Genomic DNA, 24,517 nt, shown 5'->3' with positions numbered 1-24,517 from the left:
TGCCGAAATATAAGAAATATAGTATCAAGTGAAACTTATACTTTCTTATATTTTAAAGTGTCTTCGCTTTTTCAACTGCTTCTTCGATCGATCCAACGTAAAGGAATGCTGCCTCTGGAAGATTGTCGTGCTTGCCTTCAAGAATTTCCTTAAAGCTACGAATGGTGTCTTTAACAGGAACATATTTACCTGGGAATCCATTGAATTGTTCAGCTACGTGGAATGGTTGAGACAAGAAACGTTGAATTCTACGAGCACGAGAAACGATTAGTTTATCATCCTCACCCAACTCATCCATACCCAGAATAGCGATAATATCTTGAAGTTCATTATAACGAGCCAAAATCTGTTTCACACCTTGGGCTACGTTGTAATGTTCTTCACCAACAATCTCTGGAGCTAGAATCCGTGAACTGGAAGCCAATGGATCTACCGCTGGATATATCCCCATCTCAGAGATCTTACGTTCCAAGTTCGTTGTCGCATCCAAGTGAGCAAATGTCGTAGCTGGAGCCGGATCTGTATAGTCATCGGCAGGTACGTAAATGGCTTGAATGGAAGTAACCGAACCTTTTTTGGTAGAAGTAATACGTTCTTGCAATTGACCCATTTCCGTCGCCAATGTTGGTTGATAACCAACCGCTGATGGCATACGACCAAGAAGTGCCGATACTTCGGAACCTGCTTGTGTGAAGCGGAATATGTTATCAATAAACAACAGAACGTCCTTGCCTTCTTCATCACGGAAATATTCTGCCATTGTAAGCCCTGTAAGCGCTACACGAAGACGTGCACCTGGAGGCTCGTTCATTTGACCGAACACCATCGCTGTTTTCTTAATAACGCCAGAATCCGTCATTTCATGATACAAGTCATTACCTTCACGTGTACGTTCACCAACACCCGCGAACACAGAAATACCACCATGTTCCTGCGCGATATTGTTAATTAATTCTTGAATGGCTACTGTCTTACCAACACCGGCACCACCAAAGAGTCCGATTTTACCACCCTTTTGGTATGGTGCGAGAAGGTCGATAACTTTAATTCCTGTCTCAAGCATCTCAGCTTGCGTTGACAGTTCATCATATTTAGGAGCTTCACGGTGGATAGGTCTCTTAAATTCAGTGACAACTTCACCAGCTTGGTCAATAGGTTCTCCCAATACGTTAAACACACGGCCTAATGTTTCAGGGCCTACAGGTACTGTTATTGAAGATCCCAAATCCAGAACTTCCATCCCGCGAACCAATCCATCTGTACTGGACATAGCGATACAACGTACTCTGTTATCACCCAAATGATTAGATACTTCCAAAGTCAGGTTAATCGATCTTTTATCTGATAAGACCGCCTGAATTTTAATCGCATTGTAGATTGCCGGAAGTTGACCTCTTTCAAATTCGATGTCGACAACCGCACCCATAATGCTGACAACGCGTCCTTTATTCATCTTTTTGTTCCCCTCCTACAAGTTTGCTTCAAAACATCAATCTTAAGACTGTGAATCTGCACCTGCCACAATCTCGGAAATTTCCTGTGTAATCGCTGCTTGGCGTGCGCGGTTATAAGTCAACTGTAGTTCACCGATCATCTTGGTGGCATTCTTAGTCGCACTACCCATGGCCGTCATCTTCGATCCCAATTCACTAGCTTTTCCGTCCAACAGGGCACCGTAGATTAGTGTCTCTGCATATTTCGGCAAAAGCACTTCCAAAACAGCACTTGCAGAAGGCTCGTATTCGTACGCAGCTGTGGCCGTATTCGTCTTGACAGTTTCCATTGGTAACAGTTGTATCGTTTCAGGAATCTGTGTCAAAGCATTGATGAAACGGTTATAGCAAATATGAAGTTCATCAATGTATCCCTGTTCAAATCTTTGAACCGCTGCATATGCGATGGATTTAATATCTGCGAAATTTGGGGTATCCGACAAATCGGTGAGTTCTTCCACAATAGGAAGCTCCCTACGACGGAAATATTCGCGTCCTTTTCGACCTATAACAAACAACTCATACTCATCCTTGGACTTGTGATTCGCAGCAATGGTTAACATCACTTTTTTCAGAATATTCGTATTATATCCACCCGCGAGACCGCGATCTGAAGTAATAACTAAATATCCTGTTTTCTTCACAGGTCGCTTTTCAAACATCGGATGTTTAATTTCATTCGAAGTAGAAGCAATACTAAACACCATTTCTTTAAGCTTATCTGCATAAGGTCGGGCTGCTGTTGCCTTCTCCTGCGCTCTTCTCAGCTTGGAGGCGGCTACCATCTCCATTGCTTTCGTGATTTGCTTGGTGCTTTGTACACTCTTAATTTGACGTTTGATTTCACGTAATCCTCTTGCCATGTTTTCACCACCTTAAAGTTTTGACGAAGTCAAAACTAGCATCGTAAGCGTTAACTTTAGTTTTGACGAAGTCAGAACTAGCATCATAAGCATCGTTATATCTAAAATATAAGAAAGTATAAGTTTCACTTCATACTCTATTTCTTATATTTCGGCTGAGACGGATACCGTCCTTCAAAAGGACGGCGCAGCCATTTCAGCTTGTAAACACTGATACCGAGCCTCTCGGCCCGGTCTATAATCTATGCTGATACAGAAAACCCTTTTTTGAATGTCTCAATAGCGTCTTTCAAAGCAGTTTCATTGTCAGCAACCAAATCCTTCGTATCACGAATGGATTGAAGAATTTCAGGACGGTTACTTTCTACAAAAGCGATGAATTCCTTCTCAAAACGACGGATATCTATTACCGGAATATCATCCAAATGACCTCTTACTGCTGAGTACAAGCTAATAACTTGTTGTTCAACTTGTAGTGGTTCGTTGACACCTTGCTTAAGAATTTCCATCAATCTAGCTCCACGATTCAGACGTGCCAATGTTGACTTGTCCAGATCTGATCCAAATTGGGAGAACGCTTGAAGCTCACGATATTGTGCAAGGTCAAGCTTCAGACCACCTGCGACTTTTTTCATCGCTTTGATCTGTGCTGAACCCCCTACACGAGATACGGAAATACCGACGTTAATCGCTGGACGTTGGCCCGAATAGAACAACTCAGATTCCAGAAAGATCTGTCCATCTGTAATTGAGATTACGTTCGTTGGAATATAAGCAGATACGTCTGAAGCTTGTGTCTCAATGAACGGTATAGCCGTCAATGAGCCTCCACCCAAAGCATCACTCAATTTAGCTGCACGCTCTAGTAAGCGAGAATGAAGGTAGAACACATCCCCTGGATAAGCTTCCCGACCTGGTGGACGACGAAGCAACAAGGAAAGCTCACGATAAGCAGATGCTTGTTTCGTTAAGTCATCATAAATAATAAGTGCATGCTCACCTTTATACATGAAGTATTCACCCATTGCACAACCAGCATAAGGTGCAATATACAGTAGTGGTGATGGCTCTGAAGCCGCTGCAGTAACAATGATTGTGTATTCCAATGCGCCATGACGGCGAAGTGTTTCCACTACTTGAGCAACCGTAGATTGCTTCTGACCAATAGCAACATATATACATTTCACGCCATTACCCTTTTGGTTAATAATGGTGTCAATTGCAATGGCAGTTTTACCTGTTTGACGGTCACCAATCATAAGTTCCCGTTGACCACGTCCGATAGGTACCATCGCGTCAATCGCTTTAATTCCTGTTTGCATCGGTTCGTGAACCGATTTACGATCAATAACACCTGGTGCACTATTCTCTACAGGACGGAATTCTGTTGCTGCAATTGGACCTTTACCATCCAATGGTTCTCCAAGTGCATTAACAACCCGACCAAGCAAAGCTTCGCCTACAGGGACTTGCATAATTTGACCAGTACGTTTAACCTGGTCACCCTCTTTAATTTCTGTGTAACGACCTAGAATAACGACACCTACGTTACTCTCTTCTAAGTTGAGTACCAATCCGACAACACCATTGGAGAATTCCAAAAGCTCACCGGACATAGCATTCTCAAGCCCATGCACGCGTGCAATACCATCACTTACTTGAATGACAGTACCTACTTCAGCGACTTCAATGTCAGATTTATATTGTTCAATTTGACTTTTAATAAGTGAACTGATTTCTTCAGGTTTGATACTCAATATTTTCACCCCTATCTACTATGCTTGTCATTAAATGACTTTTCAAGACGTGCAAGCTTATTGGAAATACTACCGTCATACAGCGTATCACCGATAACAACCTTCAATCCTCCAAGCAGGCTCTTGTCGACTATGTTGTTCACACGAATCGTCTTGTGCACCACTTGACCGAATTCAGCCGCAACTGCTTCTTGTTCGTGCTCATTCAACGGATACGTTGAATAGACATTAGCGTCAGCCATTCCTAAGCTATCGCCCTTTAACTTGACGTAGCTCTCTAGAAGATCTGGTAATATATCAGTTCTCCGCCGTTTCACTAGTAGTTCCACGGTATTTATCACGGATTGTGACAGCTTGCCCTGAAGTGCTCTATTGAGCGCATTCAATTTATCGGAATCGGAAATGTTCGGTGTAGTGAGGAAACGTTCAATCTCATCATTCGATTGAATAGCTCCTACGATCGCCTTCAATTCCTGTTCAACTTCAAGCGTTCCTTGCTCCTGTGACGCCACTTCAAACAGTGCCTTTGCATACCGTTTAGCGACTACCGTATCGCGGCTCATGATTTGCCCCCTACCTCTTTGAGGTATTGATCCACGAGTTGTTCTTGTGTGTTATCAACTTTGACTTCTTTCTCCAGCAATTTCGATGCAATTTGTACAGAAATCGTACCAATTTCGCTTCGCAATGCTTCCACAGCCTTATTCTTCTCACTCTCAATATCGCGTACCGCCTCAGACTTGAGACGTCCCACAGCATTGTTAGCTTCTTCAAGGATCTGTTCAGCTTGTTTACTGCTTGTCTTCTTAGAGAGTTCTACGATATCGTAAGCCTCTTTACGAGCCTCTTGGAGAGCGATCTTCTGATCCTCTACATACTGAGTTGCCTCTTCACGTGTTGATTTGGCATCTTCTAACTGACTCAAAACTAACATACGTCGTTTCTCCATAACATCGAACAGCTTAGGAAAAGCATATTTATTTAATAACCAATAAAGCAGTACGAATGCTAAGATAGTCCAAAGCATATCTTCCCATATAATTTCCAATGAAGTCACTCCTTTCCGTTAGCGCGAAGTGCGATTCTAAACAAAAGGAAGGCGCGGATGACATCGGCCCTCCCCGCCAAACCGTTAGACATTTTATTAAGTAAACATGATCAAGAATGCGATAACTGTTGCAGCCAAAGGCACAACTTCTACGATACCAACACCGATAAACATCGTCGTTTGCAATGCACCCGTAGCTTCTGGTTGACGAGCAATCGATTCCACCGTCTTACTTACGATCATACCGTTACCTAAACCTGCTCCAAGTGCTCCCAAACCTACTGCAATAGCTGCTGCTAAAAATTCCATTATGAATATCCTCCTTCAAATCTTCTTCGTATTTTGTATTGTATAATATCTTCTGCGAACGTAATCTAAACATCTAAATTGTTTCGCTGAAGTTAATTAATGTTCTGCATGTTGCGTCATTTGAGCAATGTATACCATCGTCAATATCGTAAATATAAATGCTTGTAGCGCCCCAATAAAGACACTAAAGCCCTGCCAAGCGGCCATGAACGGAATGGATGCCAAACTCAGCTTCAGTATAACTGTAATGAGTACTTCTCCCGCAAATATATTAGCGAACAAACGTAGCGCTAACGCGAAAGGCTTCGACAGGTTCTCGATAATGTTCAATGGAAGGAAAATCGGAAATGGTAGTAGAAAATGCTTCAAATATTCTTTCCGATTCAACTTTAATCCTAGATAGTTCATTAGGATAAAGACCACTATTGCAAGTCCAGCCGTAACGTTAATATCTGCCGTTGGAGATTTCCACCACAGAAGCTCAGCATGATCTTCAGGCCCCAAATTTCGAGTAGCCTCAACCACATATCCAAAGACTTCCATCGGACCGTCAACTTTTGTAATGAAGGCAAACGGCAGTCCCAATAAATTGGCTACTAGAATGAACAGAATTAACGTCAGTCCCAATGATAGATAAGGTCTCCCTTTCTTTGAATCCATGGTGCTATTAATTAAATTCTGAACAAATTCTACAACCCATTCCATGAAATTCTGTAGCTTGGAAGGGTTCTCAACCGAAAGATTCCTAACACAGAGCTTAACAAGTACGAAAACAATCGCCACAGTCACCAACAACATCATGATAGCAGAAAGATCGAGTTTCAGTCCCCCAACAATAATAATTGGTATATCGTGCATTGAAATGTATTCCCTCCTCTCAACTAAACTATGATTTCTTCTTTCTCATACTCAAATATATAGCTACAGGCACGGTCAAAACCTGTGGTATGAATAGCCCAGCAATCGTTGCTCCAAGTGAGAAATGCTCAATCTTAACTGAAAACATAACCACTAGGATAGAGAAGCTTAGTCGAGTAAGAAATCCTATACCGAACTGTCTCTGGTTGTTCGCTATCGCCTGAGCTAAATTGCGAATTTTCATCGAAAGATAGCTTGTATTGACCAAGCCGACTACCATACCAAGGACCATACCCATTGTGACTGTGCGATAATCCGGACACAAGACCCAGCACACTAACAATGCTGACATCATCAGTAAAGACAATCTGGTGACTGTTTTTACAATGGAAATGGTATTATCCATGCTGTTCCCCCAAAAGTTTTTTGACCAATATGACAATATGAGAGGTTCCCACAATCAGCCCGGAGATCATTCCGACCGCGATCCAATATCTCGGACCTTCCCACATTCCCACCAACCATCTACTTATAAAAAAACCAATAAGAATATACGTGGCGAGCATGCCTCCGGCTCCACTTATGTAAAGTGCCATAAACCAAGGATTATCATTGCGTTTCGGGTTGTCCATTATACTAATCCCAACCTATTTTACTGAATATTTTAAGACTTTGTCAATCAAACGTTTTCATTGCATTTATGCGAAAATCGCGCCTGATTATTCTTCAATTATCAACGAACACCGCGTAAACCATACAGTTCCACTGTACACTAACCTACTCATTATAAAATAACATCTTTTCACTCATTTGTGAACATTGTGTGAAATTCTTCTGGTCTTTCGCTTTCTAAACCGAAATGGTGAAGAATCGCATTGACAATTCTCGCCGAAACTTTTCCATCTCCGTATGGATTCGCAGCCTTACTCATGGAATCGTACAGCTTTTGATCCGTTAACAACATTTTGGTCCGTTCATACACCTTCTCCTCATCCGTACCCACCAATTCAAGCGTTCCCGCTTGTATTCCTTCAGGACGTTCTGTCGTGTCACGAAGCACAAGTACAGGTACTCCAAAGGATGGTGCTTCTTCCTGTAAACCGCCCGAGTCGCTTAGAATCAAATGAGTATGTGGATAGAAATTATGGAAATCTACGACATCCAACGGCTCAATGAGTTTAATCCGGGGATGATTCCCTAGTATCTCATGTGCCGGACCCATCACGGCAGGGCTCGGATGCACCGGATAGCAAATAACGACATCCTCGAATTCATCTGCAATCCGTTTCACTGCACGGAAAATGTGACGATGCGGTTCGCCTTGGGATTCCCTGCGATGCGCCGTCATTAAAATGAGTTTCTTGCCTGACGCCCAGTCTAGCACAGGGTGACTATATTCGGGGTGTACAGTATATTGAAACACATCTGTGACGGTGTTGCCTGTGATATAAATGCTTGACTTTGATTTGTTTTCAGAAAGCAAATTATTTGCAGACCAATTCGTAGGCGAAAAGTGAAGATCAGCAAGAACTCCCGTTAACTGGCGATTCATCTCCTCAGGAAAAGGAGATTGCTTATTCCAAGTTCTTAGTCCAGCTTCTACATGCCCTACTTGAATCTGTTGCATAAATGCGGCGTAACTAGCTAGAAAGGTCGTCAATGTATCGCCATGAACGAGTACAATATCTGGCTTCACCTCACGAAGTACAGGCTCAAGCCCTGCCAAGACTCGAATGGAAATTTCATTCAATGTCTGACTTTCCTTCATAACATCCAGATCGTAGTCAGGTTGGATCTTGAATACGTCCAATACTTGATCCAGCATTTGACGATGTTGTGCCGTTACGCAGACAATCGATTCAATTCTATCGGAGTGTCTCTGCAATTCAAGAATAAGCGGTGCCATCTTTATCGCTTCAGGACGAACTCCGAAGATCGTCATTACTTTAATCTTACGCATAGATTGATACCTCTTTTCTAAAAGTACGTGTTCAAAAAGTCGGCTTTTCAGCACTAAAGTGTATGCTTACGATGCTGCGTTTCTTCGAGACGCCTCAGAAGATTGAATGAAGATAGGGAGTGAGGAGCGGAGCTACACGTTTTCGTAGAAACGACTTCGGAAGCATACGCTGGCAGTACCTACGTGAGCACCTGAAATGTTTCCGAAGGAAACATACCTCGTAAGCATATGCTAGGACCGGCTGAATTCAATATTCGATGTCGAATACGCCTCCTGCTATACTTCGTGATCAAAAGATGACTTCTTGAACTTCCTCTAAAACTTACTTTGTTCCGTATAGACGATCTCCTGCATCCCCTAATCCAGGGATAATATAACCATGCTCATCCAATCGCTCGTCCATTGCTGCCACATAAATATCTACATCAGGATGAGCATCATGTACTGCCTTGACACCTTCTGGAGCTGCGATAAGATTCATCATCTTAATCTGAGTACAGCCACGTTTCTTCAGCACATCAATGGCGGCAATAGCAGATCCACCCGTTGCAAGCATAGGGTCGATAACGATCAACTCACGCTCTGTAACATCGGTAGGTAGCTTCGTGTAGTATTCTACCGGTTGTAGTGTGTCAGGATCACGGAACAATCCGATGTGACCCACTTTAGCCGCTGGAAGACACTTCAGAACACCATCCAACATACCCAATCCAGCACGCAGAATAGGAACAAGTCCCAACATACGCCCTGAAATGACGCGACTTTCTGTCTCAGCTACTGGTGTCTTTACTGTAACGGTTACTAGCGGAATATCTCGTGTAATTTCGTATGCCATTAGTGTTGCTACTTCATCAACAAGCTCTCTAAAATCTTTAGTTGTAGTCCGCTCATCACGGATGAAAGTAAGCTTGTGTTGAATTAAAGGGTGATCACAAATCACCAATTTTCCATTTCCCATGGTTCCCCTCCGGATCATTCGTTTGTATTCTTGTTGTAAATATACATCATTTATAGCAGTAGTGTATTCAAACCTTGTCCATTATATCATTCTCCGAAATGATTTTGCACCCACATGGATCGAACTTCTAGTTACAAGGGTGCGAATAATCAATCCCAACACCACTAACTGTTACATAAAGTCCTCTCAACAGCACACTCCACCTACTCCATTCACCAACAGTTGCATAGAGTACACTTAAATTCTTCCAAATCCCTCCAACACTAACTTTAGTTGCATAGAGTACATCTAGATTACTAGAAACCCTCGCTTTTCATCGTCCCCCGACTTTTAACTGTAGGTTTCACAACTATTCCTCGCTTCCATACCTTTCCCGCTAATTTACTTTGCAGCTATTCCGCTGTGCAGGGTGCCGCAAGCGGTAGGGTATGGAGGTTCAAGAAGGCGATGGAGGCACAACAGAGCGGGGGCTACCATCCTGCTCTGCACGCTCCTTAGGTATGGACCCTACTGACTAAGAACTTCCATAAGTACACAAATACCAAATAGCCCCTCTTGTACACAATGGGGGCTACTCTGCACTTATACTATTTTACCAAAAACTACTGCTTTCTATACACGTTAAACAAGAGGGTAAGCATGGCTTACCTCGTTTAACATACGGTAGCTTATTTACGAGCTTATTTTTAGTATTTTAAATCTGGATATAGAGGGTATAGATCTGTAAGTGCAGTCACTCTTGCAGCCGCTTGAGCAAGGATTGCTTCATCCTCTGGATTCTTCAGAGTCAGAGCGATAATCTCGCCAATAGCAACCATAGCTTTCTCATCCATACCACGCGTTGTTGCAGCTGGAGTACCTAGACGAATACCACTAGTTACAAACGGACTTGTAGGATCAAAAGGTATCGCGTTCTTATTCACTGTAATACCGATTGAATCTAGAACCTTCTCAGCTACTTTACCCGTAATGTTCACACTGCGAGTATCAATCAATAACAAGTGGTTATCTGTACCACCAGAAACGATGTTCAAACCTTCTTTAACAAGCGTTTCAGCCAAAACCTTAGCATTCTTAACTACGTTCTCAGCGTATGTCTTAAATGATGGATCCAACGCTTCCTTAAATGCAACAGCCTTGGATGCGATGATATGCATTAAAGGTCCACCTTGTGTTCCTGGGAATACCGCTTTATCGATCGCTTGTGCCCAAGGCTTCTTACAGATAATCATCCCACCACGTGGACCACGAAGTGTTTTATGAGTTGTAGTCGTTACAAAGTGTGCATGTGGTACAGGGCTTGGATGAACCCCTCCTGCAACCAATCCGGCAATATGGGCCATATCTACCATGAATAGCGCACCTACATCATTCGCAATGGAAGCTAGTGCTTCAAAATCAATAACACGTGGGTAAGCACTTGCACCCGCCACAATCAAACGTGGACGATGTTTAAATGCGATCTTACGGACTTCATCATAGTCAATTAGGAAAGAATCCTCTTGTACGCCATAAGGAATGAAATTATATAGTAGACCTGAAGCATTAACCGGACTTCCGTGAGTCAAGTGTCCACCATGGGCAAGATTCATACCCAATACCGTGTCTCCAGGATTAAGAACAGCAGTATAAACAGCCATATTCGCTTGAGCACCGGAGTGTGGTTGTACGTTAACATGCTCAGCACCAAACAATTCCTTCGCACGATCACGAGCGATATCTTCTACAATATCAACGCGTTCACAACCGCCATAATATCTTTTACCAGGATATCCCTCTGCATATTTGTTAGTCAGTACGGAACCCATAGCCTCCATAACTGCTTCACTTACAATATTCTCAGAAGCGATCAGTTCAATATTGTTCCGTTGACGCTTAAGTTCTAGGTCCATAGCCTCTAATACCGCTGGGTCATAATTACGTAAATTTTCCATTTTTATATTCCTCCTAAAAGTTTTTGAGCGTTACTTCGTGAATAGTCTTCGAAAAAACTCTCATCGGAAGCATACTCTTTAAGTTTTTGAGCTTAAGCTTCCTGATTAGCTTCGAAAAAACTCTCATCGGAAGCATCACTTAAGTTTTTTAATCCTTATTCACAAAGATGTGAATTGCTTTGCTGGATGGAAGAAGCTTCTTCCATTCTATATTGTGCTCGTTCCCCACCAATCAGCTTCGGACGGGTATACGCAGCATTCACACGTGCCTCTCCTATATACCGAATACTTGGGCGAAAAGGTACCGCTACACGCCGCAGATGCATCCCTATCATCGTCTCACCGATATCTATTCCAGCGTGGGCTTCCACACTTTCCGCGAGGCACGGTTGTAACATTGCTCGATATGCAGCAGATGCCATAGATCCTCCCGCATGGGGATAAGGAACAGCAGCCACTTCCGTCAAGCGAAGTTCTTCGAGAAGAGTTCGTTCCATGACCAATGACCTATTCAAATGCTCGCAACACTGAAACACGACATGGAATCCCATTTCTTCACGAACTTCTTCGATACCAAGAAGCAATTCATTCGCTACTTCCAAGGCTCCATCTGTCCCAATATGACTTCCTACCACTTCACTTGTACTCGCACCTACCACGAGCAATTTCCCCGGGCCTAAATGGGCAGCCTTTGCTATTTCACGCATGACTTGAGTAACTTGTTCTTTAAGAGATTCACCTGCTGATTGCGATCCTTGATCCATGAAGAAAGCCTCCTTAGACGTGCAGATTACGCTCTTCAATAAGCTTGATTTTATTCACACGGTTTACATGGCGCTCTTCTCCACTAAATTCCGTAACAAGCCATTCTTTAACGATCTCGCCAGCTAGTCCAGGTCCAATAACACGTTCTCCAAGAGCCAACACATTCGTATCATTATGTTCCCGTGTCGCCTTTGCGGAGAATACATCATGGGCAAGTGCACAACGAATGCCAGTTACTTTATTAGCTGCAATACTCATACCGATTCCAGTCCCACATACTAATATACCCCGATCAACTTCGCCCGCCACAACCATCTCACAAACAGGAAGAGCATAATCTGGATAGTCAACTGAATCAGTGCAATTGCACCCAACGTCTACCACTTCATGTCCCAGTTGCTGAATGACATTGATGATGTCCTGCTTCAAACGAACGCCACCGTGATCTGTCCCTAAGGCAATCTTCATCTCTAGAAAAACCTCCTCTTTATCCCTCTTTTGTCTTGTACCATTATAACCTATTTATTGACCAAAAGACGAAAAAAGAGCAGTCTACGGGGATTCCCGTAGAATTGCTCTTGTGCCCAGGCGACCGGCCGTATATCCCGATGCTCCATCGTGGTTTCATCCACAGAGTCGCCAGTTACATCGGAACCGATTGTTCTTCTGCTCTCATGATAAAACAAAAGAGGATGAAATGCAACGATGTTTTAGTTGCGCTGATCCGCAAGCTTAACTACAATCCGATCGATCGCTGTACGAATTTCTGTCGCAGCTACATCATAATCTGCTCGCGAACCGCCAAATGGATCAGATACATCAAAGCTTGGTATGCGCTGCTGGATCTCAAATAGACGTTCTTGATCCTGATGTTCAACGGGCTTCCCTAGCGCCCTATTCATGGTTAATGTCGCATAAAGACTATCCAATTCATCTATATCCCGCAGTACCTGTTCATCATCTTCCGCATATTCTTTCAACGTATAGATCTTACCCACAACTTCTGGGAATATACGAAGAACATGCTGTTTATGCGATTGAGTAAGTGTCAGAATCAGATCACTCTCATGTACGACATCTATCCTCAATGCTTGTGAGGTTATCACATCATCTATATTATGGTCACGTAGTATCGCTTCTGCATGTCTAGATATAGGTATTCCTTCTGTTGCTGCCACACCCGCAGAACTTACCTCAAGTGGAAGACCACGCTCCTTAGCGAGCTTCCGAAGAAGAGCCTCCGCCATCGGGCTGCGGCATGTATTCCCTGTACAAACAAATAAAATTCGCAACTCGTTACCCCCTCTAAGTCTGTCCTTACTTGTACCATTGTATCATGGTTTGAATGTATCAGAAGATAAACATGAGTCCAAATGCAAGCAATATCGCGCCGCCTAGAGCTTCACCATGATTGCCCAATTTGTGACTCACCCTTCTGCCGAGGAGGAGACCCAACATAGACATCAGACCTCCTACAATACCGAATATGAGAACCGTCAATAACAGATCACTCTTAAACATCCCTAGAGATACTCCTACAGAGAACGAATCAATGCTCACACTAATCGAGAACAGCAACATTCCGCCCCATGCACGATAATCAATCATCTTTGCATGTCCGCCCCGATAAGAATTAAGTATCATATGTCCCCCAAGCAACATAAGTAGTCCGCCCGCAGCATATCCCGTAACTCTCCCCAACAATGAGCTAATATAATGTCCCGTAAATATGCCCAATAAGGGCATTAACACGTGGAAGAGCCCTATTAGCAAACTAATTCTAAGCACATGTAGCAACCGAATCCCTCTGACACCAATTCCCACACCCAGCGATAAAGCATCCATCCCTAAAGCTATTGCCATCAAAAATATCGTAATAAACTGACCCCAGTGGACAGTCGTTTCCAGCATACACACGCCTCCAAATCCGATTGTACGTTTGTACAACCATATGCGGACAAGGAGTGAAACATGATAAGAGGAAGTTCAAAAAGCCATCTTTTGATGACGAAGTATATCCAGAGGCCTATTCGACATCGAAGATTGAATTTACCCGGTCCTAGTGTATACTTCCAAAGCTAGCGATATTTCGTTTCGATCTCAGCTATCCACTTCGATGACACTTCCGCCAGCGGCCTTAATAAGACGATTCATTACCGCTTCACCAAGCCCTTCCTCTGAACAAGCCTCAGCTAGCATGTAAGCGACGCCCAACTCATCAAAAAGTCGCAACGCAGCATACAACTTATGTGCTGCCTCAGCAGGTGTAGCTAGCGAACCAAGCGATATGACATGAGTTGCTGGGTTCAAATCATACAATGGTATATGTTCGTCAAAAGCAAGTAAACCTGTCAACGTTCCATCATCTACAGCCTGATCCAATAGAGCCATAATCCGAGATACAACAGTCTGCGGGGAAGCGCCTCTTACAATCGTTAGTTCTCCCTGTGGCGCATAATGGGCGTACTTCACCCCTGGGGAGCGCGGAGCTTCGGATTCAGCATCATTCACAGGTCCCGCTCCCTTTAGATGTCCTGGAGACACAGCAGACTGCGCTTCCGTAACGGCTCCTCCTATACTAATAACGGTAGCACCTGTCACCGTAGCAAGCTGTTCGACCGTAATACCACCGGGTCGTAGCACATGAATCTCCCCACTAACAAATACCCGTACAACGGTAGATTCAAGACCTACTCCAGCCGGTCCTCCATCGAGAACTCCGTCAATCCGACCATCCAAGTCTTCTCGCACATGCGATGCGAGCGTGGGGCTAGGTCGTCCCGAGCGATTGGCGCTGGGCGCAGCAATGGGACAATCCGCTGCCGCAATCAAGGCCAGTGCAATAGGATGGTCTGGCATACGTATACCTACCGTATCGAGACCCGCAGTAACACGAGGCGAAAGTACACCAGGTCGCAGAGGAAGCACAATCGTGAGAGGACCAGGCCAGTACACATCCATTAGCGTGAGCGCGACAGGCGGGATTTCCGTGATGAGCTCAGATAATTGCGAACGGTCGGCAATATGAACGATCAGCGGGTTATCCGAGGGGCGACCTTTGGCAGCAAACACCGCTTCTACCGCTGTTGTGCTACGGGCGTCTGCCCCTAGACCATATACCGTTTCAGTCGGGAAGGCCACGATTCCACCTTGTTGCAAAAGTGCTGCAGCTTCCTGCATCGCTTGTCCAGTGGCTATATCTTCGTCATCAGACAAAGAGCTTACATTCCAATAAGCCGTGTCCAATCGTTTCGGTTGCATTCCACCGTCCAATCCGTTATCAAGGCTATGTATCATTCTATATCCCAGGCTTTCTATATAAATTTCATTATGGTAACTTTAAATTATCATTCCTAACCTCACTGAGCATCACGAAAAAGCGCCGCAATGCCATGGGAGTTACAACTTACCCATTCGACTGAAGCACTTCAACTATCTACTATGTTAGCATAAAAGCTCATTTAATTAAATTCAACCAATAGCATCTTCAAAATAGCACTGCACTATCGTTCTGTAGAAGACGTATATGTCGTACAGTATTAACTTCAATGAGATGCGATGACACGGTGGCAGAAAGCCTGCATAATTTCCGGAATCACCACTATATCATTCCTTTTTGAAGGAAAAACCTGCACTTCCGCACGAATACCTGATTAGAATAACCCTTTGACCCAATCCACGATTCCACACAATAAATCCCATAGGAAGAAGCGTACCTCCGGTTCTTGATCGACAGCAGATGAGACCTGCTTTATTTTCGAGCTATCAGAATCATCTGTTCCAGTTGCTTGAACCGAAGCTTCTGCGGATTGAGCTACCGCATCACCACTTCCTGAATCAATGAAGCATAGCGGAGGGAATAGCACACACCACCAATTCTGACCCCTTCCTTCGCCAAGGGTAACTCGCAACGCTTCATATTCACCTGCTGGGTATACCATGCCTCCGTACATTTTGGTTGGGAAGGGGACCATGCCTAACTCCACATTATAAGAATAGTTGATTCCTCGATTGTGCAGTTCTCTCCCCACTAATCTATTCAAGTCTGCTATATGCTTCCGAATGATCTCCCTAGCTTGATCCAGATTTTGCGGATCTTCCAACTCTTCCACCCAGCCGTTCATCTCTGCAACAATGGCATCTCTAATTGCTCTTTTGACAAGCTGGTCACCTACCGTATCTGAATTGGCCAGAATACGCAACCGAATAGATTCCTCTGGAATCGCCCCTCCTACAATTGAAGCATCTGTACGCTGTCCATCCCATGACATCACAAGCATAAATAATATACTAAAAATAATAGCTGTATTCTTCAATAATAAGCGTAGTTTATCTGCTTTCTTCTCATCCCACTGTATCCCATTCCATTTCATAGCATCCGGCTCCTCTCTATCAGTTCATACTTGTTAGCATGCCCGAATCAGATAGAGTCTAAACCTATCAATCTATTAAAAGGGTTCTGAAGGAGTAGGAATTCATACAAATATCCCCTCTAAGTAAACACTTAAAGGGGATCGCAATATAAATGCTGAGCCGAGGGCTCTTTTCCATTCTAATATTAGGCTATCCTCATGATCTCTGCTTGGATACACGTGGGTAACTCAACGGTTGAACCACCATTTCTTCCTGCACATCCTGCCCATGAATCCGCACACTCATCACGATGCCGATACTAGCCATATTAATTAGCAGTGATGTGCCCCCGTAACTAATGAAGGGTAGTGTGATCCCTGTTAAAGGCATGATTCCGATAAAAGCACCAATGTTCTCAAAAATTTGATATAACATCATGGCAACGACACCTACAATCAGATAGGGTCCCGCTCGATCCCTACATTCCAATGAGATCAGAATCATCCGATGGATCATCACAAAATATAACAAAAGTAACACCGAAGCTCCGACGAAGCCAAATTCCTCGGCAATTTGCACAAAGATAGAATCGGTATATGCAACCGGCACTCGCTCCGATTGAATAGATGTCCCTTTCATATACCCTTCTCCACTCATCCCCCCAGAAGCGATAGCAAGCTTGGCATTGTCTGTATGGTACCTAGCTTTAGCCGTTGCTTTCTCAGGAACAAGCCAAGGATCGAGCCTTTCGATCCAGTGATCTTTGTTAATAGACTCCAGAGTTACTTTTATCTCATCATGGTAATGAATGTATCCTTGAATACCACCAATGAGGGCTCCAATCATGATAACAAGACCGATCAATGCGTGGGAGAATTTAATGTTCCCTATCCAAAGAAGACCGAACAAAATGATGACATAACTGAGTGAATTCCCAAGATCATTCTGTGAAATCACGATAACAAACGGAATGAAGGCTAATATACTAATCGGTACAATATTACTCCAAAAGGATAGCTTATTCTTATTGATCCTAACAAGAACGGAAGCAAGGAAGACGATTAAGCATAATTTAAATAGCTCCGCTGGCTGTAGTGAAAGCCCCCCAATATTCAACCATCCCTCCGCTCCATTCTTGGTCTTCCCTATCAAACTCACAACACCAAGTAAGGCTAAGCCTCCTAAATAAAAAACCCAGGCATATTTGATCAATAGGCGGTAGTCAATCAACATTAATGCAATGAAGGCTACAAAAGAAACACCATAGTACTTCATCATCCTTATGTGATATCCATCATAAATTGGTCTCCCATTAGTGACGCTATATATGGACAGTATGCTGATCACCATGAGAGCAATCAAAACAGCCACTATAATATAATCTATCTTTTTCAGCTTCTGAAGCATGTGTCGCCCTCCTGTACTAAGGCTTCCCGCCTCTTGTGCCCCAAAGCGCACTTCATTCTATTGTATAGGATATTCAGTACCGAATTCAATTGAATGCTTTAACTAAATTTATGAATCCGGAAAAAGTCATCTAACGCGTCCTAGGTGAACAAGTTGCTTGGATGTGCCGAAAGCGAATGTTGGGTACGGGCTACATCAATACCAATCGTCGTCTTCCGTCTTCTCCAGTCACCATTAGTTGCATAAAGCACACTTAAATTCGGCGAATTTCACCTATCGCTCCGTTTAGTTGCGCAGAGTACATCTAAATTACTGGAGAACCCTACTTTTCACCGGTACCCCTATTTTAAATACCACTTTTGCAACTATTCCTCGTATCCTCTACTTTCCCATCAAAACAAATGCACTTTCTGCAACTATTCCGTCTTCAACTTTATAAATTAACTCCGAGTACATGTCGGTCTATTCCGGCAAGGTCAGAAATGGTGATAATCTCATTCCAATGTCCCGCTTGACGCAGCAATTCGGCAACTTCTTCAGCTTGTCCCATACCCAATTCAAAGCCGATAAGCCGGGGTGGAGCGGCTAGCATGGCGATCTGCTCCATCATGATGCGGTAGGGCAGTAACCCATCCGCACCTCCGTCCAGCGCGAGGCGCGGTTCGAAATCGCGCACCTCACGCTGCAGACCGGCGATATCTTCAGCCGGTATATAGGGTGGGTTGGACACCAATATGTCCAACTTCATCCCGGCAAACGGCGCCAGCAGGTTGCCTTCACGGAAGGCAACGGCTGCTGCATGCCGTGCCGCATTGCCCTCGGCTACGCGCAGCGCCGCGGGCGAGATGTCGCTGGCGTATACGCGCCAGCGTGGCGCCATTGCCGCGAGCGTCACGGCAATGGCACCGCTGCCGGTGCCGATGTCCGCGGCCACGAGCGGCGGGGGCGCTGAGGCAGCGGTGCTGCCTGGCTGTGGTGCCGCCAGCGTAGCGCGGCCCGGCCACAGCCGCTCGGCCTGCTGCAGGACGGCCTCGACCAGCAGCTCGGTCTCCGGCCGCGGGATCAACACGGCCGGCGTGACTTCAAAGAGCAGACCGTAAAATTCCTGCTCGCCCATGATATATTGTGCAGGCTCACCTGCCGCTTTGCGGGTGACTGCTTCTTCCCAAGCCGCCATAGCAGCTCCAGGGAAAGGCTCTGGTAACGCCATGTAATAGGCGGTGCTAGACAAGCCCAGCACATGCTCCAGCAAAAGCTGGGCATTCCTTTGCGGCTCCATCACGCCGCAACTCATGAAAAAAGAGGAAGCCTCCGCAAAGGCTTCCCGTATACTGAGCTTTGGTGTCATGACAAAAACGTCGTTGTTCAAAGCATTATTCCCCTTTATCCATCATATCTGCCTGTTCAGCAATACTTAGAGCAGCAATAATATCTTCGATATCCCCATTCATGATCTGATCCAACTTATGAACAGTCAACCCAATTCGGTGATCCGTTACCCGGCTCTGTGGGAAGTTATACGTACGAATCCGCTCACTTCGATCCCCTGTACCCACTTTACCCTTACGTTCACCAGCATACTTCGCTTCTTCTTCCTGACGCTTCGTATCTGATATACGAGTACGGAGCACTTTCAGAGCTGACTCTTTATTCTTGTTCTGCGATTTACCATCTTGGCAAGTTGCCACAATACCCGTAGGGATATGGGTCACACGCACAGCAGATTTCGTCGTATTAACGGATTGTCCACCCGCACCACTTGAACAGAACGTATCCACACGAATATCTTTGTCAAGAATTTCAATCTCAAAAGCTTCCGCTTCTGGAAGTACAGCCACAGTCGATGTCGATGTATGAATCCGTCCACCAGATTCCGTGGTTGGGATTCGTTGCACACGATGTGCACCACTTTCATATTTCATCTTGCTATACGCACCGCGACCGTTAATCGAGAAGATCACTTCTTTAAATCCTCCAAGATCATTACTATTAGCATCCATAATGTCTACTTGCCATCCCTGAGCATCGGCATAACGAGTGTACATACGAAAAAGATCAGCAGCAAATAAAGCCGCCTCATCTCCACCCGCAGCACCCCTAATTTCCACAATGACGTTCTTATCATCATTCGGATCTTTCGGTAATAGCAAGATACGGATCTGACCCTCTAACTCGACGTGCCGAGTTGTTAATTCATCAATTTCCATCTTGACCATTTCACGCATGTCATCATCTAGCTTCTCCGCTTGCATCACTTTCGCAGCATCTAGTTCTTTCGTTACCGTTCTATATTCAGTGAAAGCCTCAAACGCAGGCTGCAAATCTGATTGTTCTTTAGAATACTCCCGCAACTTTGCAGTATCACTTGCAACGTTAGGATCACAGAGCAGTTCGCTCAGCTTTTCATAGCGGTCCGCCAAGGATTGTAATTTGTCCAACATTGGGGGTCACCTCTCCTATTTAAAATACACCGATTGTTATTTCGACTCTTTATTTTATCATATTTTTTTAAAATTGACTATATTTAATCTTTCACTTACAATATCCCCCTAAATAAGATAAAATATATGTATTTAATCACTTGTATGCTGGGGAATGAGCAACCGGCCGTTATCTTTTCATCCAACAGAAACAACGAATAAGCTTACCATGCTCTAGGCTGGTAAGCTTATTCAAATCTATTCACATCATTCTCTACACGTCCGCATGTTTAAACGAAAATGAGGTGGCCATTGTCCCGATCCCCACACGTTGAAACGTTAACTTCACAGTTCCCTTTTCCGGTAAGAATGTCAGGTGATTCTGCCTATACGTTGAAACGGAAATGCATAACGTCTCCATCTTTCACGATGTATTCCTTACCTTCAAGTCGAAGCTGTCCACGCTCTTTAGCTCCATTCATCGATCCTGCAGCAACAAGATCATCATACGATACTACTTCTGCACGAATAAATCCGCGTTCGAAATCGGTATGAATAACACCTGCTGCTTGTGGTGCTTTTGTTCCATTGATAATCGTCCATGCACGAACTTCTTGAACTCCTGCTGTGAAATACGTATACAAACCTAGCAAACGGTAAGCTGCTTTGATCAGAAGATTAAGGCCAGACTCCGAAAGCCCTAGCTCTTCAAGGAACATCGCCTTGTCTTCGCCGTCCAGTTCGGCAATTTCCGATTCTACTTTAGCACTGATTGGCACAACTGCTGCGTTCTCTGCTGCTGCGAATTCCTGCACTTGCTGTACATACGGATTGTTGGCCGCATCGGCAACGCCATCTTCACTCACATTGGCTGCATACAGAACAGGCTTAAGTGTCAGCAAATGAAGATCGCGAATAATCGCTAAATCATCTTCACTAAGCTCAATACTACGTGCAGGCATATCGTTGTAAAGGGCTTCTTTTACACGTTCAAGCACCTCAACTTCTAGCGCAACTTTCTTGTCACCGTTCTTAATGTTTTTACGCGAACGATCGATCTTCTTCTCAATACTTTCAAGATCGGCAAGAATAAGTTCCAGATTAATCGTCTGGATATCGCTGACTGGATTTATTTTTCCATCGACATGCGTCACGTTCTCATCTTCAAAACATCTAACCACATGCACAATCGCATCCACTTCACGAATATGAGCTAGAAATTTATTACCCAATCCTTCGCCTTTACTCGCACCACGCACCAAACCAGCAATATCAACAAATTCGAATGCCGTAGGCACCGTCTTATTCGGCACAACTAACTCAGTCAACTTATCCAAACGCTCATCAGGCACCTCAACAACCCCAACGTTCGGATCGATCGTACAGAAAGGATAATTGGCTGCTTCTGCTCCTGCTTGTGTGATTGCATTAAACAACGTGGACTTCCCTACATTCGGTAGACCAACGATTCCGGCTCTTAAAACCATTTATATGACAACTCCCATTTTAGGTGATAGATCTTACTATATTATACGACTTCATCTCACCCATTATATATTAGAACAATTAACCCGGCAAGGATTACAGCACAGTCACCTATACTTGTGAGTAAATCTCTATATTCACGACTACATTATTCTCACGCTTAGGTTCTTTTACCATTAAATCAATTAAGTATAAAAAGGACTGATTCGTAGTTTCAGGTAAAAATGCTACCCGCTCACAGCGATATTCCAATTCGTTATAGTCATAGTGTAACTTTGCAGAGATCCCGTTCCCCGCTTGTAGCACAATTTCCCCACCCTTCTGAAGCGCTGGCTCAATAAAAGTAACGAATCTTTCTGTGATCGAGATAGGTGGTTTAGCGAAGCTATATTTATCCTCTATACGGAGCCTATGGGTATCAAATCGACAACTCCGGGTCAAGGATATTAGATTGTCCGTTTTATACGCATTCGTTAAATCTAGAACTAAGACATCTCCTTCTTCAGAAGGAGAAATCTGAACCCATTGAGCCGCATACTGTTCGCCTTCCTGTTGATGGAGCCCTTCAATGATCGGGACGGAGTGCCCATGGGAACCATTGTAGATCATGGAATAACGTTGATCACCGAAGTATTCCTTCGTATACTTGCCGAGGCCTGGATCAACAAAGATCGGTTGTTCTCCGGCATGGAGGATAAAGCTACCGATATCATTATGATTATGCGGTTCAGCATTATGGCCACCTTTTAAAGAGAAAGCGACGTTCGTACCGTTCCATTCACTTCGACGAATGAAGATCTGTGCTTCTTCCAATACATAATAGGCTTCTGGTAGCTTATTCGTGACATATTCTTCTCTACTCCACAGTAAATTACGAATGCCATGGGAGAATCGGAAACAGTGATCACCCCAAGGACCTGAATGGAACGCAAAGGGAGGCACATCGATTTCCTCAAAAAGAGATTTAAGATAATGTGTCAGGCCGATCTGATACTCGTATGTAAGACGTGTATCCGAATAACTGATCACGTAATTATCACTTAGATAACATTTCTGCTGAAACATCGCGATGGATTTGATCTTGTCATTATTCTGCATTAAATCAATCTCTCCAGCCGTTCTCTGCTTCAATAGAGCTGCGAAATAAACAAAATATCCGAAACCATAGGCCCAGTATCCGACGCCTTCGCGACATGCCCCATCCGCTGCAAAGCCATCTAAGAAACAATCCATCGTGTCCAGCACCCGATGAAGTAGTGGCGCTAGCGTATCATCCTCTTGAATCAGGTACATCGCTGTAGCTCCAATAGACCCGCCACATACCGCCGCCCAATTCATATCCGTCGTCTCCCACCAACTTGATGGTTTGAGAGAGGCATAGGATTCTAATACCCGCTCCTTGATCTCTTTCACCACGCGATGGACAACGATTTCTGACAAGCGTTGTCCCAGTAAATGAATCACTTCACTCAAAGAAAAGGCCGTTTCGGTTGCAAATAGATCTAGCACCTCTCGATGTCCGCGTGCCTCATCGTATTTCAACGATAAACTTCCGCCTAAGTGAGCAGGTAAACACCACGTATATTCATCACAAATAGCCCACAGAACATCCTCTAAGGCGGATATATATTTGTCATCCTCATCCAATAAGGATAAGAACACGAAGGCATCTAGCCTACGTCTTCGCTCGAAGTAAGCGTTCTGAAATAACTCCCGGTCACCGGTTGTATCGAACATTTTATACAATGAAAATGGAATGACAGGCATAGGCTCTTCTAGAAGGCTGTTCCCAAGCTCACGAATTTCACAAACCATCTCAGAATAAAAAGAATTCGTGGATATTCTACCCCATGTTGCCTTGTCCCGCCCCTCTGAGAAAAGAAGTTCTACCCCATTCCCCCCAGCTGTCTCCGTACCGTATTGTAGCGCTTTCAATAATGACTTCATAATATGCGTAAAGTACACTCGCGACTGTGATCATGAGGGGATTTCACGTTGCATGTTCCCTTCTACGGATGAGTCTCGAATTCTTTACTTCCCCCCTCCAAAAGATGTATTCACGAGTTAGCTACACCGCCACCGCCGACCTATTTCTAAATACTACTACAACAACAAGTCATCCTATCCTCCCTAGTGTACCAAATTCCTTAACTTCCGCCACATATATATGTGGATACAAATATCTATTTCCTTATATTTTAATAACAGACGCCCTCCCCGCTTGGATTTAGAAATCCTGCGATGGAGGGCGTCCGTTATTTCGTTATGTTTTTCTCTTTTCTTTATTTCTCTTAGGGATGTGATGCTTCTCTGGTTCGCTCTCGGAATGGTTCTCATAGGCGAACTCGGTCATCTCCCATTCCGTTTTTCCAAGCACGAGATCGGAAGGGAACTCTTCCCCTCTACGTAAATGCATCTCTCGCCCTTCTTCGTTCTCGTATACCCCTTCCACTTCGACCGTTTCTTTCGACATTGGAAGCATGTCTTTATCTTTACTGCTCATAGTATGGGTGCCTCCCGGAGTGTGAATTAGTGAATATCACGCTTCTTTAATATATTCTAAAGTAGCTCACGCTATCCCCAACTCCACAATAAGTCATCAGATCCTTATATAGTTAACGCTCATGCTGGACACACTAAAAACACCAAAAGAGGTTGTTTAAAAAGTCCTCTTTTGATCATTTTGAACTCGCACCCTAAGTCTATGTTAACCTCATGGCGTTCCAACGTCGTATTAAAGCTTCTTCGACATGCTTATATCTGTGATCTGATACCCCATCTTCTGGTACAAACCGAATGCAATCTTGTTATGACCGAATACATGGAGCGAAATTCGATCTACTTGCAGACGTTTCGCTTCTTCTTCCAAGGCTAACATGGTTACTCAACTACGACACTCATCAGCAC

The 24,517-nt window shown here is 44.2% G+C and carries 25 protein-coding genes and 1 riboswitch; all 25 genes read right to left on the bottom strand.

Annotation, left to right across the window (positions count from 1 at the left end):
* Positions 1 to 52: 52 nt before the first annotated feature.
* Positions 53 to 1,453, bottom strand: coding sequence for a F0F1 ATP synthase subunit beta (atpD, locus tag ACP8HI_RS25040; protein ID WP_438348816.1), 1,401 nt, complete (start codon positions 1,451 to 1,453; stop codon positions 53 to 55).
* Between the two features lie 42 nt (positions 1,454 to 1,495).
* Positions 1,496 to 2,356, bottom strand: coding sequence for an ATP synthase F1 subunit gamma (atpG, locus tag ACP8HI_RS25035; RefSeq protein WP_438348815.1), 861 nt, complete (start codon positions 2,354 to 2,356; stop codon positions 1,496 to 1,498).
* 242 nt (positions 2,357 to 2,598) lie between these two features.
* Positions 2,599 to 4,113 carry a F0F1 ATP synthase subunit alpha gene (gene atpA, locus ACP8HI_RS25030; protein ID WP_438348814.1) on the bottom strand — a complete coding sequence of 505 codons (1,515 nt, stop codon included), beginning with the start codon at positions 4,111 to 4,113 and terminating at the stop codon, positions 2,599 to 2,601.
* 11 nt (positions 4,114 to 4,124) lie between these two features.
* Positions 4,125 to 4,676, bottom strand: a complete 552-nt coding sequence (locus ACP8HI_RS25025; RefSeq protein WP_438348813.1) for a F0F1 ATP synthase subunit delta — start codon at positions 4,674 to 4,676, stop codon at positions 4,125 to 4,127.
* Entirely contained in the window at positions 4,673 to 5,161 is a 489-nt protein-coding gene (gene atpF / locus ACP8HI_RS25020; protein ID WP_438348812.1) for a F0F1 ATP synthase subunit B, read from the bottom strand. The genes ACP8HI_RS25025 and atpF overlap by 4 nt, the downstream gene beginning before the upstream one ends.
* 96 nt (positions 5,162 to 5,257) lie before the next feature.
* Entirely contained in the window at positions 5,258 to 5,470 is a 213-nt protein-coding gene (gene atpE, locus ACP8HI_RS25015) for a F0F1 ATP synthase subunit C (RefSeq protein ID WP_429373524.1), read from the bottom strand.
* 96 nt (positions 5,471 to 5,566) lie between these two features.
* A complete protein-coding gene (gene atpB / locus ACP8HI_RS25010; protein WP_438348811.1) occupies positions 5,567 to 6,328 on the bottom strand; it encodes a F0F1 ATP synthase subunit A in 762 nt (253 codons plus the stop codon).
* 28 nt (positions 6,329 to 6,356) lie between these two features.
* Positions 6,357 to 6,734 (bottom strand): ATP synthase subunit I, encoded by a 378-nt coding sequence (locus ACP8HI_RS25005; RefSeq protein ID WP_438348810.1) that lies wholly within the window; start codon positions 6,732 to 6,734, stop codon positions 6,357 to 6,359.
* The gene (locus ACP8HI_RS25000; RefSeq protein WP_438348809.1) at positions 6,727 to 6,960 is read right to left on the bottom strand and encodes an AtpZ/AtpI family protein; all 234 of its coding nucleotides are present in this window, start codon (positions 6,958 to 6,960) and stop codon (positions 6,727 to 6,729) included. The genes ACP8HI_RS25005 and ACP8HI_RS25000 overlap by 8 nt, the downstream gene beginning before the upstream one ends.
* A 170-nt stretch (positions 6,961 to 7,130) precedes the next feature.
* Entirely contained in the window at positions 7,131 to 8,288 is a 1,158-nt protein-coding gene (gene wecB / locus ACP8HI_RS24995; RefSeq protein WP_438348808.1) for a non-hydrolyzing UDP-N-acetylglucosamine 2-epimerase, read from the bottom strand.
* 322 nt (positions 8,289 to 8,610) lie between these two features.
* A complete protein-coding gene (gene upp / locus ACP8HI_RS24990) occupies positions 8,611 to 9,246 on the bottom strand; it encodes a uracil phosphoribosyltransferase (protein ID WP_438348807.1) in 636 nt (211 codons plus the stop codon).
* Between the two features lie 686 nt (positions 9,247 to 9,932).
* The gene (gene glyA, locus ACP8HI_RS24985) at positions 9,933 to 11,180 is read right to left on the bottom strand and encodes a serine hydroxymethyltransferase (protein ID WP_438348806.1); all 1,248 of its coding nucleotides are present in this window, start codon (positions 11,178 to 11,180) and stop codon (positions 9,933 to 9,935) included.
* A gap of 155 nt (positions 11,181 to 11,335) precedes the next feature.
* The gene (locus ACP8HI_RS24980; protein ID WP_438348805.1) at positions 11,336 to 11,944 is read right to left on the bottom strand and encodes a TIGR01440 family protein; all 609 of its coding nucleotides are present in this window, start codon (positions 11,942 to 11,944) and stop codon (positions 11,336 to 11,338) included.
* A gap of 13 nt (positions 11,945 to 11,957) precedes the next feature.
* Entirely contained in the window at positions 11,958 to 12,413 is a 456-nt protein-coding gene (rpiB, locus tag ACP8HI_RS24975; RefSeq protein WP_438348804.1) for a ribose 5-phosphate isomerase B, read from the bottom strand.
* 107 nt (positions 12,414 to 12,520) lie between these two features.
* Positions 12,521 to 12,602: riboswitch (ZMP/ZTP riboswitch) on the bottom strand.
* Between the two features lie 53 nt (positions 12,603 to 12,655).
* The gene (locus ACP8HI_RS24970; RefSeq protein WP_438348803.1) at positions 12,656 to 13,237 is read right to left on the bottom strand and encodes a low molecular weight protein arginine phosphatase; all 582 of its coding nucleotides are present in this window, start codon (positions 13,235 to 13,237) and stop codon (positions 12,656 to 12,658) included.
* A gap of 58 nt (positions 13,238 to 13,295) precedes the next feature.
* Complete coding sequence (locus tag ACP8HI_RS24965) at positions 13,296 to 13,856, bottom strand: manganese efflux pump MntP (RefSeq protein WP_438348802.1); 561 nt, start codon at positions 13,854 to 13,856, stop codon at positions 13,296 to 13,298.
* A 189-nt stretch (positions 13,857 to 14,045) separates the two neighbouring features.
* Complete coding sequence (locus ACP8HI_RS24960; protein WP_438348801.1) at positions 14,046 to 15,242, bottom strand: L-threonylcarbamoyladenylate synthase; 1,197 nt, start codon at positions 15,240 to 15,242, stop codon at positions 14,046 to 14,048.
* Between the two features lie 356 nt (positions 15,243 to 15,598).
* Complete coding sequence (gene spoIIR, locus ACP8HI_RS24955; protein WP_438348800.1) at positions 15,599 to 16,318, bottom strand: stage II sporulation protein R; 720 nt, start codon at positions 16,316 to 16,318, stop codon at positions 15,599 to 15,601.
* Positions 16,319 to 16,514: 196 nt separating this feature from the next.
* Entirely contained in the window at positions 16,515 to 17,705 is a 1,191-nt protein-coding gene (locus ACP8HI_RS24950; RefSeq protein ID WP_438348799.1) for an FtsW/RodA/SpoVE family cell cycle protein, read from the bottom strand.
* Positions 17,706 to 18,138: 433 nt separating this feature from the next.
* On the bottom strand, positions 18,139 to 19,074 hold the full coding sequence (prmC, locus tag ACP8HI_RS24945; protein ID WP_438348798.1) for a peptide chain release factor N(5)-glutamine methyltransferase: 936 nt from the start codon (positions 19,072 to 19,074) through the stop codon (positions 18,139 to 18,141).
* Positions 19,075 to 19,078: 4 nt separating this feature from the next.
* Positions 19,079 to 20,146 (bottom strand): peptide chain release factor 1, encoded by a 1,068-nt coding sequence (gene prfA, locus ACP8HI_RS24940; protein ID WP_438348797.1) that lies wholly within the window; start codon positions 20,144 to 20,146, stop codon positions 19,079 to 19,081.
* 365 nt (positions 20,147 to 20,511) lie between these two features.
* A complete protein-coding gene (gene ychF, locus ACP8HI_RS24935; RefSeq protein WP_438348796.1) occupies positions 20,512 to 21,612 on the bottom strand; it encodes a redox-regulated ATPase YchF in 1,101 nt (366 codons plus the stop codon).
* 109 nt (positions 21,613 to 21,721) lie between these two features.
* Positions 21,722 to 23,557: a heparinase II/III domain-containing protein gene (locus tag ACP8HI_RS24930; RefSeq protein WP_438348795.1), complete on the bottom strand. Its 1,836-nt coding sequence runs from the start codon at positions 23,555 to 23,557 to the stop codon at positions 21,722 to 21,724.
* 316 nt (positions 23,558 to 23,873) lie between these two features.
* A complete protein-coding gene (locus ACP8HI_RS24925) occupies positions 23,874 to 24,113 on the bottom strand; it encodes a hypothetical protein (RefSeq protein ID WP_438348794.1) in 240 nt (79 codons plus the stop codon).
* A 231-nt stretch (positions 24,114 to 24,344) separates the two neighbouring features.
* On the bottom strand, positions 24,345 to 24,488 hold the full coding sequence (locus ACP8HI_RS24920; RefSeq protein ID WP_438348793.1) for a GNAT family N-acetyltransferase: 144 nt from the start codon (positions 24,486 to 24,488) through the stop codon (positions 24,345 to 24,347).
* Positions 24,489 to 24,517: the final 29 nt, after the last annotated feature.

Source organism: Paenibacillus sp. FA6, from assembly GCF_051550225.1.
Taxonomy (GTDB): Bacteria; Bacillota; Bacilli; order Paenibacillales; family Paenibacillaceae; genus Paenibacillus_AQ.
This window is presented reverse-complemented; position numbering and strand designations above follow the sequence as displayed.